General features: G+C 60.8%; 11 protein-coding genes. 7 read left to right on the top strand and 4 right to left on the bottom strand.

The window, feature by feature from the left end; all coding sequences use genetic code 11:
• Nucleotides 1-30: 30 nt before the first annotated feature.
• From ASE80_RS18845 to ASE80_RS18825, 5 genes are all read left to right on the top strand, one after another.
• Complete coding sequence (locus ASE80_RS18845) at nt 31-1,083, top strand: WD40/YVTN/BNR-like repeat-containing protein (RefSeq protein WP_056860275.1); 1,053 nt, start codon at nt 31-33, stop codon at nt 1,081-1,083.
• A 15-nt stretch (nt 1,084-1,098) separates the two neighbouring features.
• Nucleotides 1,099-3,474 carry an efflux RND transporter permease subunit gene (locus tag ASE80_RS18840; protein ID WP_056860274.1) on the top strand — a complete coding sequence of 792 codons (2,376 nt, stop codon included), beginning with the start codon at nt 1,099-1,101 and terminating at the stop codon, nt 3,472-3,474.
• Nucleotides 3,475-3,662: 188 nt separating this feature from the next.
• The gene (locus ASE80_RS18835; RefSeq protein ID WP_056860273.1) at nt 3,663-3,959 is read left to right on the top strand and encodes a DUF5629 family protein; all 297 of its coding nucleotides are present in this window, start codon (nt 3,663-3,665) and stop codon (nt 3,957-3,959) included.
• Nucleotides 3,946-5,118: a lactonase family protein gene (locus ASE80_RS18830; RefSeq protein WP_056860272.1), complete on the top strand. Its 1,173-nt coding sequence runs from the start codon at nt 3,946-3,948 to the stop codon at nt 5,116-5,118. The genes ASE80_RS18835 and ASE80_RS18830 overlap by 14 nt, the downstream gene beginning before the upstream one ends.
• 158 nt (nt 5,119-5,276) lie before the next feature.
• Nucleotides 5,277-5,456 carry a hypothetical protein gene (locus ASE80_RS18825; protein WP_056860271.1) on the top strand — a complete coding sequence of 60 codons (180 nt, stop codon included), beginning with the start codon at nt 5,277-5,279 and terminating at the stop codon, nt 5,454-5,456.
• Nucleotides 5,457-5,582: 126 nt separating this feature from the next.
• Here ASE80_RS18825 and ASE80_RS18820 read toward each other — a convergent pair whose 3' ends face one another.
• Genes ASE80_RS18820 through ASE80_RS18810 form a run of 3 tightly spaced genes read right to left on the bottom strand, consistent with a single transcriptional unit; the run spans nt 5,583 to nt 11,049 of the window.
• On the bottom strand, nt 5,583-6,176 hold the full coding sequence (locus tag ASE80_RS18820; RefSeq protein WP_056860270.1) for a glutathione S-transferase: 594 nt from the start codon (nt 6,174-6,176) through the stop codon (nt 5,583-5,585).
• On the bottom strand, nt 6,173-9,811 hold the full coding sequence (locus ASE80_RS18815; protein ID WP_056860269.1) for an SbcC/MukB-like Walker B domain-containing protein: 3,639 nt from the start codon (nt 9,809-9,811) through the stop codon (nt 6,173-6,175). The genes ASE80_RS18820 and ASE80_RS18815 overlap by 4 nt, the downstream gene beginning before the upstream one ends.
• A complete protein-coding gene (locus ASE80_RS18810) occupies nt 9,808-11,049 on the bottom strand; it encodes an exonuclease SbcCD subunit D C-terminal domain-containing protein (protein ID WP_056860268.1) in 1,242 nt (413 codons plus the stop codon). The genes ASE80_RS18815 and ASE80_RS18810 overlap by 4 nt, the downstream gene beginning before the upstream one ends.
• Before the next feature lie 273 nt (nt 11,050-11,322).
• On the opposite strand from ASE80_RS18810, the gene ASE80_RS31200 reads away from it, so the two are divergent.
• Nucleotides 11,323-12,246, top strand: a complete 924-nt coding sequence (locus tag ASE80_RS31200) for a hypothetical protein (protein WP_177336527.1) — start codon at nt 11,323-11,325, stop codon at nt 12,244-12,246.
• Between the two features lie 327 nt (nt 12,247-12,573).
• On the opposite strand, the gene ASE80_RS18800 is transcribed toward ASE80_RS31200, so the two are convergent.
• On the bottom strand, nt 12,574-12,873 hold the full coding sequence (locus ASE80_RS18800) for a DUF6124 family protein (RefSeq protein ID WP_082463651.1): 300 nt from the start codon (nt 12,871-12,873) through the stop codon (nt 12,574-12,576).
• Nucleotides 12,874-13,255: 382 nt separating this feature from the next.
• Here ASE80_RS18800 and ASE80_RS18795 point away from each other — a divergent pair, with 382 nt between their 5' ends.
• Nucleotides 13,256-13,864, top strand: a complete 609-nt coding sequence (locus ASE80_RS18795; RefSeq protein WP_133257288.1) for a hypothetical protein — start codon at nt 13,256-13,258, stop codon at nt 13,862-13,864.
• Nucleotides 13,865-13,919 lie beyond the last annotated feature (55 nt).

The raw sequence follows: 13,919 nt of genomic DNA, 5'->3' as shown, positions 1-13,919 counted from the left end.
CCTAACAATAATAAATGGGGAGAAAGGTCTATGAGTGAGCCTGTCATGGGTTGGGCTGTTTGCCGCCCGCGCGCCGCACGCAAGGTTGCGATGCTGGCCACAGCGCTCTCGCTGCTTGGGGTGTTGTCGACACCCGCGCTCGCAGCCGGCGACACCAGCGGCGCACAGCCGGTATTTGCAATTGAATCCCCCAAGGCCGCCAAGGGCCTGATGATCGATGTGGTGCATGCCGGCAAGCGCCTGGTGGCCGTCGGCGATCGCGGGCACATCCTGTATTCCGATGACCAGGGCAGCACCTGGAACCAAGCCAAAGTGCCGACCCGGCAACTGCTCACGGCGGTGTATTTCGTTGACGACAAACAGGGTTGGGCGGTGGGCCATGACGCGCAGATCCTCGCCAGCACCGACGGTGGCGCCACCTGGGCCCAGCAATACCAGGACCTCAAGCGCGAAGCGCCATTGCTCGATGTGTGGTTCAAGGATGCCGAGCATGGCCTGGCCGTGGGCGCCTACGGTGCGCTGATCGAAACCACCGACGGCGGCAAAACCTGGGACGACGTGAGCGATCGCCTCGACAACGAAGACCAGTTCCACCTCAATGCCATCGCCGCTATCAAGGGCGCCGGCCTGTTTATCGTCGGCGAGCAGGGCAGCATGTTTCGTTCCAGCGACGACGGCCAGACCTGGGAAAAGCTCGAAGGCCCTTACGAAGGCTCGCTGTTCGGTGTGATCGGCACCGCCCAGCCGCAGACCCTGTTGGCTTATGGCCTGCGCGGCAATCTCTATCGCTCAACCGATTTTGGCAGCACCTGGGAACAGGTCGAGTTGAACGCAGCACGCGGCGCCCTGGAGTTCGGCTTGTCGGGTGCGACGTTGCTCGATGACGGCGCCATCGTGGTGGTCGGCAACGGCGGCAGCGTGGTGATCAGTCACGACGACGGCCAGACCTTCAGCGTGTTCAACCGCCCGGACCGCATTTCACTGTCGTCGGTCACGGCGGCGGGCAATGGCAACTTGATTCTGACGGGGCAGGGCGGCGTTCGTGTTGCCCAGCCAACCGGCGCTGAACTCGAAAAACAATAAGAAGGCGGGGAAAGAATGAGCAGTCATCACAACGATAAAGCGACCTTTCTTGAGCGCCTGATCTTCAACAACCGCCCGGCAGTGATCATCATCTGCCTGCTGGTGAGTATCTTCCTGTTCTGGCAGGCGACCTTGATTCGCCCGTCCACCAGTTTTGAAAAAATGATCCCCCTCAAGCACCCCTTCATCGAAAAGATGATGGAGCACCGTAACGACCTGGCGAACCTGGGCAACACGGTGCGTATCTCGGTGGAGGCCAAGGATGGCGACATCTTCACGAAGGAGTACATGGAGACCCTGCGTCAGATCAATGACGAGGTGTTCTACATCTCCGGCGTTGACCGCTCGGGCCTCAAGTCGCTGTGGAGCCCCAGCGTGCGCTGGACCGAAGTCACCGAAGAAGGCTTTGCCGGCGGTGAAGTGATCCCGCAAAGCTACAACGGCTCGCCGCAAAGCCTCGACCAACTGCGCAACAACGTGCTCAAGTCCGGCCAGGTCGGGCGGCTGGTGGCCAACGATTTCAAGTCGAGCATCGTCGATATTCCGTTGCTCGAGTCCTACCCGGACCCGCAGGACCAAGGCAAGTTGCTGGCCCTGGACTACCGCAAGTTCTCCCATGAACTCGAAGACAAGATCCGCGACAAATTCGAAGCCCAGAACCCCAACGTCAAAATCCATATCGTTGGTTTCGCCAAGAAGGTCGGTGACCTGATCGACGGCCTGGTGATGGTGGTGATGTTCTTCGGCATCGCGTTTGTCATCACCTTGATCCTGCTGCTGTGGTTCACCAACTGCCTGCGCAGCACCGTCGCGGTGTTGAGTACCACCCTGGTGGCGGTGATCTGGCAATTGGGGTTGATGCACTTTTTCGGCTTCGGCCTCGATCCCTATTCGATGCTGGTGCCGTTCCTGATCTTTGCCATCGGTATTTCCCATGGCGTGCAGAAGATCAACGGTATCGCCCTGCAATCGAGTGAAGCGGACAACGCACTGACCGCGGCGCGGCGCACCTTCCGGCAATTATTCCTGCCCGGCATGATTGCGATCCTCGCCGACGCTGTGGGCTTTATCACGCTGTTGATCATCGACATCGGCGTGATCCGCGAACTGGCCATCGGCGCCTCCATTGGCGTGGCGGTGATCGTGTTCACCAACCTGATCCTGCTGCCGGTGGCGATTTCCTACGCGGGTATCAGCAAGCGGGCCATCGAACGGAGCAAGAAGGACGCGCACCGCGAACACCCCTTCTGGCGCCTGCTGTCCAAATTCGCCAGCGCGAAGGTTGCGCCCGTCTCGATTCTGCTCGCGCTGGTCGCTTTCGGCGGCGGCCTCTGGTACAGCCAGAACCTCAAGATCGGCGACTTGGACCAGGGCGCACCGGAACTGCGTCCGGATTCGCGCTACAACAAAGACAACAACTTCATCATCAGCAACTACTCCACCAGCTCCGATGTGCTGGTGGTGATGGTCAAGACCAAGGCCGAGGGCTGTTCGCGTTATGAAGCCATGGCGCCCATCGACCAGTTGATGTGGAAGATGCAGAACACCGAGGGCGTGCAGTCGGCGATCTCGCTGGTGACCGTGTCCAAGCAGATGATCAAGGGCATGAACGAGGGCAACCTCAAATGGGAAACCCTGTCGCGCAACCCCGACGTGCTGAACAACTCCATTGCCCGCGCCGACGGCCTGTACAACAACAATTGCTCCCTGGCGCCGGTACTGGTGTTCCTCAACGACCACAAGGCCGAAACCCTCGACCGCGCCGTGCATGCGGTGCAGGACTTCGCCAAGGAAAACAACAAAGACGGCCTGGAATTTATCCTCGCCGCCGGTAACGCCGGGATCGAGGCCGCCACCAACGAGGTGATCAAGGAGTCGGAGCTGACCATCCTGATTCTGGTGTACCTGTGCGTGGCGACCATGTGCATGATCACCTTCCGCTCCTGGGCGGCGACCCTGTGCATCGTGTTGCCGCTGGTGCTGACCTCGGTGCTGGGCAACGCCCTGATGGCGTTCATGGGCATCGGCGTCAAGGTCGCGACCTTGCCGGTGGTGGCGCTGGGCGTGGGGATAGGCGTGGACTACGGCATCTACATCTACAGCCGTCTGGAAAGCTTCCTGCGCGCCGGGCTGCCGTTGCAAGAGGCCTACTACCAGACGCTCAAGTCCACCGGTAAAGCCGTGCTGTTCACCGGTTTGTGCCTGGCCATCGGTGTGTGCACCTGGATCTTCTCGGCCATCAAGTTCCAGGCCGACATGGGCCTGATGCTGACCTTCATGCTGCTCTGGAACATGTTCGGTGCGCTGTGGCTGTTGCCGGCACTGGCGCGGTTCCTGATCAAACCCGAGAAGCTGGCGGGGCAGAAGGGCAATTCGCTGTTTGCGCACTAGTGGTTTAACGGTTTTACTCGGTCAACCTGTGGGAGCGGGCTTGCTCGCGAATGCGGTGTATCAGTCGCCAGATGCATAGACTGAACGACCGCTTTCGCGAGCAAGCCCGCTCCCACATTAATTCCAGGTCCAACCTATAGGTTACGGCGTGGGCTATCATGGGCACTTTCCCCAAATGATTGACTGCCATGACTGCCGACACCGCTACCTTGCTCGATGCTTTTAAAGACTGCCAGATGGTCGAAATCGATGGGCTGCACACCTTCGATTTCAGCCTGGATGACCAGAAACTGTTGATCATTTGCATGGACGGTCGCGCCGAGAAGCGCTGGAGTTTCAGCCTGGAGCAAGTCAACGCGGCGGTGTTTGATCCAACCTTGCAAAGCTGGACCCTTACCGGTGACTCGGGCGAGCATCGCCTGGTGTGCATGAGCGGCGTCACCGGCAACAATAACGACGAGGACGAAGCGGATGATGATGCGTAAATTCTGGCCCCTGCTGATGGCGGGCAGTGTTGGTGCGATGTCGGTGCAAGCCGCGCCGGCCGACACCTATGAACTGTTGGTGGGCAGCTACACCGCCGGCACCAGCGAAGGTATTTACCGCCTGCAATTTGACAGCCGCACCGGCCAGTTCAGTGGCAAGCCCGTGCTGGCGGCCAAGGCGGCCAACCCGTCGTGGCTGACGATTTCCCAGGACCGCAAGCACCTGTTTGTGGTCAACGAGAACGGCCCGGGGCAAAAAGACCCGGTCGGCCGCGTCAGCAGTTACAGCATCGACCCGCAGAATCATCAGCTCAGCTTGATCAACCAGGTCCAGAGCCTGGGCAACGAGCCGACCCATTCCAGCCTGGCCGCCGATGGCCGTTACCTGTTTGTCGCCAACTATTCGGTGCTGGAGGATCCGGGCGGCAGCCTGGCGGTTTTGCCGGTTGATGCCAATGGCAAGCTCTCGGCGCCGGTGCAGTTGAGCGGGCACCCGGCCAGCCGCGTGAACCCGGAGCGTCAGGCCTCCAACCACGTACACTCGGTGGTGTCGTCGCCGGACGGCAAGTATGTGTTTGTGCAGGACCTGGGCGCCGACAAGGTGTTTGCCTACCACTACGACCCCAAGGCCAACCACGAACTGCCATTGACCCCGGCCGCTCCCGCCTTTGTGCAATTGCCGCCGGGCAGCGGCCCGCGCCACCTGTTGTTCAGCGCCGATGGCAAACATGCCTGGCTGACCACCGAAATGAGCGCCCAGATCGCGGTGTTCGATTACAACGACGGCAAACTCAGCCAGACCCAGTTGGTCGATTTTGCCGCCGGGCAGCCGGTGTCCGACAAGGCCGGTGCAGCGGTACACGCCTCAAGCGACGGCAAATTCCTGTATGTGAGCAACCGTGGCACGGCCAACCAGCTGCTGGTGTTCAGCATCGACCCGGCCACCGCGCACCTCAAGGAATTGCAGCGCCGTTCCGTCGAAGGCGACCATCCGCGCGAGTTCAGCCTCGACCCGAGCGGCAAGTTTTTGCTGATCGCCAACCAGAAAAGCAATGAAATCGTGGTGGTCGAACGCGACCCCAAGACCGGCCTGCTGGGTAAAACCGTGCAGAAACAGTCGATCGATGCGCCCAGCGACCTCAAGTTCCTGGTGCGTTAATAAGCCACAGGCCCCGCAATGCGGGGCCTGACTCTTTGTATTAATTGTATTAATAGCGGCTACTGTTTCAAAGCATTACCAAGGTTCAGCCCTCGGGCGTAAGTTTGGTTCCAAGGCCTTCCCGGCCACCTAACCAAACGAACACAAGGGTTACCGCCATGAACTTGAACCTCTTCTCCATCATCGCCGCTTCCGCTGTTTCCGCCACCGTGGCACTGCCAGCTGCCGCCAGCGTGGAAGTCTCCGGCAAAAAATCCAGCACCACCGCCTACACCCAGAAATACCTGCAACAAAGCGCCAACTTCTATGCCGCACTGGATCACAAAGCCCAGCACTGAGCTTGAGCCAAACGACGGTCAAATGTGGGAGCTGGCTTGCCTGCGATGAAATCAACTCGGTGTATCAGTTGCACCGAGTCGTCGGCATCGCAGGCAAGCCAGCTCCCACATTTGATTGTGTGGATCTCAGGGTTTTGCCATCACCGCCACAAAAAGCGGCGATTCCAGAAAGCGCTGCAACCAATGCTGCAAGCGCTTGTACGGCGTCTGAGCAAACCACTCGCGGTCCACATGCGCAAACTGGCGCACAAACGGCGCCAGTGCCGCATCTGCCAGGCTCAAACGCTCCGCCAGCAAGTAGTCATTTCCCGCCAGCAAACTTTCCAGCTTCTGCAAAAACACCTCGCCCTCGGCCCGATAGTGTTCCATCGGCTGCTCCGGGTAGCGCTCGGCGTACTTGTATCGATTCAAATGATGTTTGAACACCTGGTCGTTCTCAGCAATCAGTGCCTGAACCCTCGGGTCGCCCTGTAGCAACCAGTCGTCAGGATCGTGCTGCGCCAGCGCCCATTGCATGATCTCCAGGCTTTCCTCGAACACTCGGCCGTTCACGCAAAGCACCGGTACCGTGCCCTTGGGCGACAGCGCGAGCATCTCGGCCGGCTTGGCCTTGAGGCTCACTTCGATGATGTGCACGGGCACGCCCGAGTAGCGCAAGGCCAGGCGTGCCCGCATCGCATACGGGCAGCGCCGAAACGAATAGAGCAGCGCCTCGCTCACTTGACCTCCAGCGTACTCAAACCATTGCCCTGACGCTTGACCTGGATCTGCACCGGGATGCGCTCGTGCATTTCCTGCACGTGGGAGATCACCGCCACCTTGCGGCCCTGGGCCTGCAAACCGTCGAGCGCGTCCATTGCCAATTGCAGCGACTCAGGGTCGAGGCTGCCGAAGCCTTCGTCGATAAACAGCGACTCGATCTTCAAGGTGCTCGACGCCATCGACGCCAGCCCCAACGCCAGCGCCAGCGACACCAGGAACGTCTCACCACCCGACAGCGAATGCACCGAGCGCAATTCATCGCCCATCTCCGTGTCCATGACCAACAGCCCCAACATGCTGCCGCCGCGCTTGAGGCGATAGCGGCGCACCAGTTGGCGCAACTGCACGTTGGCGTGGTGTACCAGCAGGTCGAGGTTATAGGCCTGGGCGATCTTGCGGAACGTGTCGCCGGTGGCCGAACCAATCAGCGCATTCAGGCGTGCCCAGCGCTGCCACTCGTCATAGGCCCTGGCGATATGCTCGCCCAGGACATGGTTGGCGTCCTGGCGACGCTGGTCCTCAGATTGACGCGCACGCAATTCGGCGCAGCGGCTGTCGCCCTCGGCCAATTGCTGATTAAGCGCGGCCAGATGGCTGTCCAGCTGTTCGGCGTCCAGGTTGCCATTGTGCAAGGCCTGGTGTTCGGCCAGGCGCTGCTCGCGCTCCTGCAACAACACCCTGGCTTGCTCCACGGCTTTTTCGCTGTGCTGCAACTGCTGGCGCAAGGCACTGACCTGGCTGTCATCAAAGGCCAGCAAACGCGTGAGCCCGTCGTTATCGAGTTCTGGATGAAGCGCGCGCCATTCACCCAGGCGCGCGGCGAGGGTCTGCTGCTCGGCGGTCAGCGCCTGTTGGCGTTCCTGCAGGGCCTTGAGGTCGGCGGCCAATTGGATCAGGGCATCGCGGCTGTCTTGCAGCTGTTGGCTGGCGTCGCTGTCGCTGCGGCGTGATTGCGCCACGGCCTGATCCAACTGCTGTTGCCACTGTTCGGCAGTGGCGTGCTCGCCCAGCAATGCGCTGAGCTGTGCCTGGGCGGCCTGTTGCTGCGTGGTCAGCTCGCTGACGTGCTGCTGCAAGGTTTCCAGCTGCTGCTGGCGATGCTGCTGATGGGTCTGCTCTTTCTCGATGGCCTGCTGGCGCTCTTGCTGTTCGGCCAACTCATCGCGCTGATGGCCCAACTGTTCCAGGCGCTGGCTGACGTGCTGGTCCAGTTGCATAAACGTGGCTGCCGGTTCACGGCGCAAACCCTCGAGGGTGTCGGCCGGTAGCAGGCCGGCGAAGGCGTGCAGTTCTTCGTCCAGGCGCTCACGGTCGTTGGACAGTTCACGTTGCTGGTCCACCAGCAACTGGCGGGCTTGCTGGCTGGCATCCTGGGCCGCTTGCAGTTGTTGCTGCAAACGCCCGGCATTTTGTTGCAGGTTGAGCAGGGCGCTTTGGCGTTGCTCATCCTGGGCAATGTTCTGCGTCAGCTGACTCAACTGCTGGCCCAGCCAGGCGCTGCGTTTGCCGGCGTCCTGGTTGAACAGCGAGGCGGACAATGGGTGCGCTTGCAGGCTCGGCGTCAGGCTCTGCTGTTGCGCCGCCAACTGCTCCTGCTGGAGCAGGAATTCCTTTTGCTGGGCAATCAAGCCGCCCACTACGGCACGCAGTTCGGTGAGTTTTTCCTTGAGGGTGTCGACGGCCGTCTGCGCCGTGGCCTCTTCGTTTTCATCATGGCGGCCAAGGCTTTGCAGCAAGGCTTCGGGTTGATGGTACGGATGCTCATGGCTGCCGCACACCGGGCACGGCTGGTCGTCCTGCAACTGCTCGCGCAACTCCTCGACACTGGCACTGCGGGCCAAACGCTGGCGCTCCAGCAGTTGCTTGGTGACCGACAGGGTTTGCTCGGCCACCGTCAGTTCGGCCTTGGTTTGCAGGCCGGTCTGGTTCAGCTGCTCGCGCTGTTGCTGCGCGTCTGCGAGTTTTTGCGTCAGCGCGGCACTCTGTAGATCCAGCTGCTGTTGGCTGTCCCACAGGCGCGTGAGGTCTTCAAAGGCGCGTTGCTGCTTGCGGTTGTCTTGCAAGAGGCCGGCGAGCAGTTGGATTTGTTCGGCCACGGCGTGCGGTTCGGCACCGGCTTCCTGGTACAGCAGGTCCAACGCCTCGCGTTGCTGGGTGAATTTTTCGGCCGCGGTGGTGGCTTTGTGTTCAAGCTGCGGCAGTTCGGCCTGGCCCTTGTTCAGGCGGTTGCCGATCAGCATCAGTTGTTGCAGGCGGTCGCGGTAGGCGGTCCAGGCGTCGCTGAGCGGTGCCAACGCGGCGCTGCGCTCTAGTTCAGCGGCCAGGCGTTGCAGGCGCCCGGTAACCTGGGCCTGCTTCTCCAGCAAGCCATTGAGCAACGATTGCCCTTCGGCGCAGGCGGTGTCCTGTTGCTGCTTGTCGTCGCTGCGTTTGGCCAGGTCTTTGCTCAGGTGGGCGAGGGTGCTCTGCTGTTCGAACGCCTGGCGCAGCAAGGGCACGGCGTCGGCCTGGTGTTTCAAGGCGTCAGCCAGGGCGACCTGGGCGGCGGCCTGCTGTTGTTGCGCCTGCTCCTGGCGTGTTTGCAACGCGGTTTGCTGCTCGAGGTGCTGTTGAATCTGCACCGCCAGCGGCGTCAGCAGGGTGTCGAGTTCAGCCAGGCGCGCGAACTGATGGCGTTGTGGTGCTAACTGCTCCAGGCGGTTCAGGTCCTGACGTTGCGGGCCTTGGCTGTCCCAGACCTGTTGGGCTTGCTGCAACTGTTCGGTGGCACTGAGCTGGCGCTCCTGCCACTCACGCAGCTCCTTGAGCCAGGTGTGCTGCAATTCCAACTGCTTGAGTTGAGCCTGTTGTGTCTTGAGGTGCAGCTGCGCCTCGGCCAATTGCTGGTCGAGTTCGGCGCGGGCCTCAGGCGCCAGCGGCACCAGGCCGGTGGCCTGGTCTTGCAGCTGTTTATGCGCGTCCCGGGCATCCTTGGCCTTGTCAAAGGCGCGGCGGCCGAGCTGGGTGTACAGCGCGGTGTCGGTAAGCTTTTCCAGCAGTTCGCTGCGCTCATTGTCGTTGGCCTTGAGGAACGCGCTGAACTCACTTTGCGCCAGCAATACGGCACGGGTGAACTGCTCGAAGTTCAAGCCCAGGGCCAGCTCCAGCTGGGTTTTGTATTCGGTTTTCTGGCTGGCCAGCAGTTGGTCGCTGTCCAGGTCGATCAGGCTTTGGCGGCTGTTCTGCAACTTGCCGCTGGCCTTGTCGCGGGCGCGGTTGGCTTCCCAGCGTGCCCGGTAGCGACGGCCGTTGACGCCGACAAAATCCACCTCGGCATACCCGCCGCCGGTGCCGCGGCGGATCAGGGTGCGCGGGTCGCCGATGGAGATATCGCTGTCGGCATCCGGCATCTTCGCCTGGGCGGTATCGCCCAGGCGCGGCACGGCGCCAAAGAGGGCCAGGCACAAGGCATCCAGCAGGGTACTTTTACCCGCGCCGGTAGGGCCGGTAATTGCGAACAACCCGGCACTGGCCAGGGGCTCGGCGGTGAAGTCGATTTCAAACGGACCCGCCAGGGAGGCGAGGTTTTTCAGGCGGATGGCGAGGATCTTCATGGCTGTTCGCCCTCCTGTTGCACTTCCTGGAGCAGCACGGCGAAATCCTTCAAGGTCTGTTCATCCACCTCACTGCCGTAGTTGTCCTGCCAGGCGCGGCTGAACAGCTCCTGGGGCGTGAGCTGGTCCAGTTCGACCAGGCGGTCTTCGTCCGTGTCGTCGCTGCCGCGTTTGCCCGCGTATTCGGCGGCGATGCGCACCAGGCGCACGGCCTTGCCTTGCAGGGCGGTTTCGATTTGCTGGCGCAGGTCCGGTTGCGGCTCATCGAGGCGCACGCGCACTTCCAGCCAAGGGTGGCGCTGGGTTTCGGCGAGCAGGTCGATGTCGGGCAGGTCGGCCAGTTGCGCGAGGATATCCGCCAGTGGCGCGGCGTCCAGCCGTTGCAGGTTGACCGAACGTGGGATCAGGCGTGGCTCCACGCCCACCAGGCGCTGGCCCTGGAAGGTCACATCGAGAATCTGGTGCTTGTAGCCGATTTCGGAAAACGACAGGGGAATGGGCGAGCCGCTGTAGCGAATGCGCTCTTCGCCGTTGACCTGCTGCGGCTTGTGCAAATGGCCCAGTGCCACATAGCTCACACTGGCGTCGAACAGGCTGGCAGGCAGGGCTTCGGCATTGCCGATAATCAGGCTGCGCTCGGAATCCTCGGACACCGAACCACCGGCCATGTGCGCATGGCTGATGGCAATCAGCGCCTGGCCTTTCTTGCGCCTGGCATTGGCGGCCGCGATCAGCCATTCGTGTACCTGGCCGATGCCGCGCAGGTAATCATCACCCAAGTGCGCACCCGTGACTTCCGCCGGGCGCAAAAACGGCAGCGCCAGGCACCAGGCGGCGATCTTGCCTTTGGCGTCGGGCAGCGGTATCAGCAGGCGCTCGGCGTCCAATTGGCCGTCATCCAGCCACAGCACGCGACCCAGCGCATGGGTGCGCAAACGGCGCATCAACGGCGCGGGCAGTTCGATCCGCGAGCCGGAATCGTGGTTGCCGGCGATCATCACAATGGTCAGTTTGGGGTTTTGTTCGTGGGCGCTGATGATGAAGTCATACAGGCGCTCCTGGGCCTTGAGCGGCGGGTTGACCGTGTCGAAGATATCGCCGGCGATCAGCAGCGCATCCGGCTGCTCGGCTTTTAACTGGCCCAGCAGCCAGTCGAGAAAACAGGCGTGTTCGAAGTCGCGTTCCTGGCCGTGCAGGTTTTGGCCAAGGTGCCAGTCGGAGGTGTGGAACAGACGCAAGGCGAACTCCGTTAAATACAAGAGGTGAATGGCCGCCGTGAACAGAGAAGGGCGGTGAAAAAGAGGGGAGTTTACCTGTAAAAACCGCTGGCATGCGGGCTTGTCGGGGGAGCGACCGGGGAATCTTCGCCACACCACCGTGGAAACATTTGCCGACGAATGCAGCCCCATTCGGTGTTCCCTGTAAGGGAACCAGGGTTCTGGCCTGCGTCAATAAGAATGACCTCCCGTATTCAGCGAGGTATCTCTTTGTCCTTTTGGAGTCACTGCACAATGTCTCTGGGTAACATTCATCAACACCAACCTGAACAACGTGGCTTTTTTACCGCAGGGGAACTCTTCCCCATCTATGTGCCAACGCCTGCGCGCGGTCCCATCGACCCGCTGCGCGGCGAGAAAAATCAGCCTGTTGTGCCGAGGGAAAATCTCCCGCGTCCCCCGGGCGACACTCGGTCTGCTGAGCAAATCATTAATGACAACCCCATACTCAAATGGCTGGACAGCCAAAAAGATATTCGTCGTGACTGGGTGGGGAAAGTGAACGGCAAAATAGTCGTGAGACAACCGGTACGTGAAAACAATATCTACTTTGAAATGGCCTATAAACACTTGGGTGATTGGACCTCCAGTAACCCTTATCCCCAGTCCAGAGCGGATGCGGCCTACAACGCGGCCAGGGTACTTAATTGGATTGATGGGTCCCTGAGTGCAACCGGCAAAATCCGCAGTCAGGACGCAAACAACGGCGTACTGGAAGGGTTCACCCGCAGCGGCTACGCGGTGGCCGAAACACCGGCAAGTATGTGGCAAGCCTTCACCCAGGAGGGTTATGGCGCGCTCAGCGATAAGCAATGGCTGACGCCACGCGAAGACGGGCCGCCTACAGTCGGCCCCCAGCCATTCTGGAGCGACGAGTACTTACTGCGGCACATCGCCTACCACTTCCGCGAGTTTGCCGCCGGTAAAAACGACCGTTTTGTGAACATTAACGAGTTGAAAGAAGCCGCCGGCATGGTGCCCAGCACCCGGACGTTTTCGGCACAGACACAAGAGAGCGCTTTGGAACTTCTGGCCCGCCCTGAGTTGCTGCTGGCGCTGGATATCGGGATTGGCGACGATGGGCCGGGTAAGCAGGACGGCCGCTTCGATATCGAAAACATCGCCTATGTCTACAAGCGCAGCCGCGCAAAGACGTAACGTTCACGCGTAGACGCTGACCAGTGGGAGCAGGCTTGCCTGCGATGGCCATAGGTATCTACACAACCGGTTAGTGGCCATTGGGCTGTTGTGGCGAGCAGGCTTGTCGAATCGTCGCACCGCCTGCGTTGGGCTGCGAAGCAGCCCCAAACCCAGACACTGAGTTCTTTCAGGAAAATTGCAGTGCCTTTACTGGGGCCGCTTCGCGGCCCAACGCAGGGCAAGCCTGCTCGCCACAGGAGAGATTGGCTGCCTTCAGAGGTTGTGTAGAGACCTATGGCCATCGCAGGCAAGCCAGCTCCCACACCAGCCGGTTCCTGCAGAGCGTTACCCGGCGTGCAGGCACTCCAGTGCACGGTCTGCGAGGGTTTTGGCCTGGTTGACCAAGTGCTCGGTGGCGCCGGCCATGTGGCGCTCATCACCTGTCAGCGCCTGGCGGGTGCCCGCTGCGGTGGCGGCTGCACAGCGCAGCACGTCGCAGATTTGGGCGAGGGCGTCCTCGAAGCTGAGGTCGTGATGCACGGCGAAGGCGGGCGGCGAGTCGGGTTGTAGATAATGGCTGAGGGCGCGTTCAAAGATTTCGCGGTCGGGGGTGAAGCGGGGTGGGTCTGGAACGATTTTTTTCATGAATGAAACTCCTAAGTTTGGGAGCCATTCTTTTGCAGATCTCACTCGACAAAAGGTGGCAGCTATGTGCGGGGTGAGATAACCGGTCAGGAGCACCCGGCCAGACCAAAGTCTGCCCGCACACAGCCGCCATAGAGCATGTTGCTCGCGGTTGTGGCACTTGGCACTCCGTTCACAGGATCTCACCCCTGATCGCTGATAGGCAGCGACGAAGCGAAGGCTAGCCAGTGAAGTGAGCAGGCGCAAGGCCAAAGGATTGTCTAGGAAACTTCCCGCAAATTAAAGGGATATGGACTGCTGGCCTTTAATAATGCGCAACAACCCTTGGCATTTAGAGGGGAACCGGGCGCCTGGCGGGTGCCAACTACCTTGTGTGCCCCGCTTGGCGGTGGCCTTTCTCTATGTCTTTTCAAGGGTTATTCAGATGCTTAATTTTTCTATTGGTTTTCACTTTGTCAGGCCTCTGCTGGAACAACTGCTAAGTCCTGCAAAAGTGACTGTCGCGCGCTCTGCTTCTACAGTTGCCATCACCGGTGAAAAAGCCTTGGGCAGCGTGCCCACGCAGAACGTCCAGCGGCCCGCGAATGATCGTCGTAGCGCCGAGCAGATTATTCTCGACAACCCCATTCTAAAAAATCTGGGGCCGCAAAAAGACCTCCACCTGGCACTCATCAAGGAGCGTCTGGGTGATTGGAGCGCCAGCAACCCTGATCCGGCGTCGAGGGCGGACGCTGCCTACAATGCTGCCCGGGTTCTCACCTGGATTGACACGTCGTTGACGGCAGTGGGCGAAGACCGCGGTCAGTACTCGAACAACGGCGTCCTGGAGGGCTACACCCAAACCGGCTACGCCGCATTCGGCACGCCAGCCGGGGCGTGGGAGGGGTTTATAGAGCATGGCTACGACATCCTGAACCGCGATCGTCGTCTGGAATGGACCAATGACGCGAATGTGACCCCTGAAGGCAATTACCGCGACACTTATCGTTAACAGTTGACTGAGGCTTGATCGCCGATCAAGCCATGCCCACACCACATGGGTTTTG

This window comes from Pseudomonas sp. Leaf15, from assembly GCF_001421425.1.
In the GTDB taxonomy this organism is placed as follows: Bacteria; Pseudomonadota; Gammaproteobacteria; order Pseudomonadales; family Pseudomonadaceae; genus Aquipseudomonas; species Aquipseudomonas salomonii.
The sequence above is the reverse complement of the archived record's forward strand: the minus strand, read 5'-3'. Positions and strand labels throughout refer to the sequence as shown.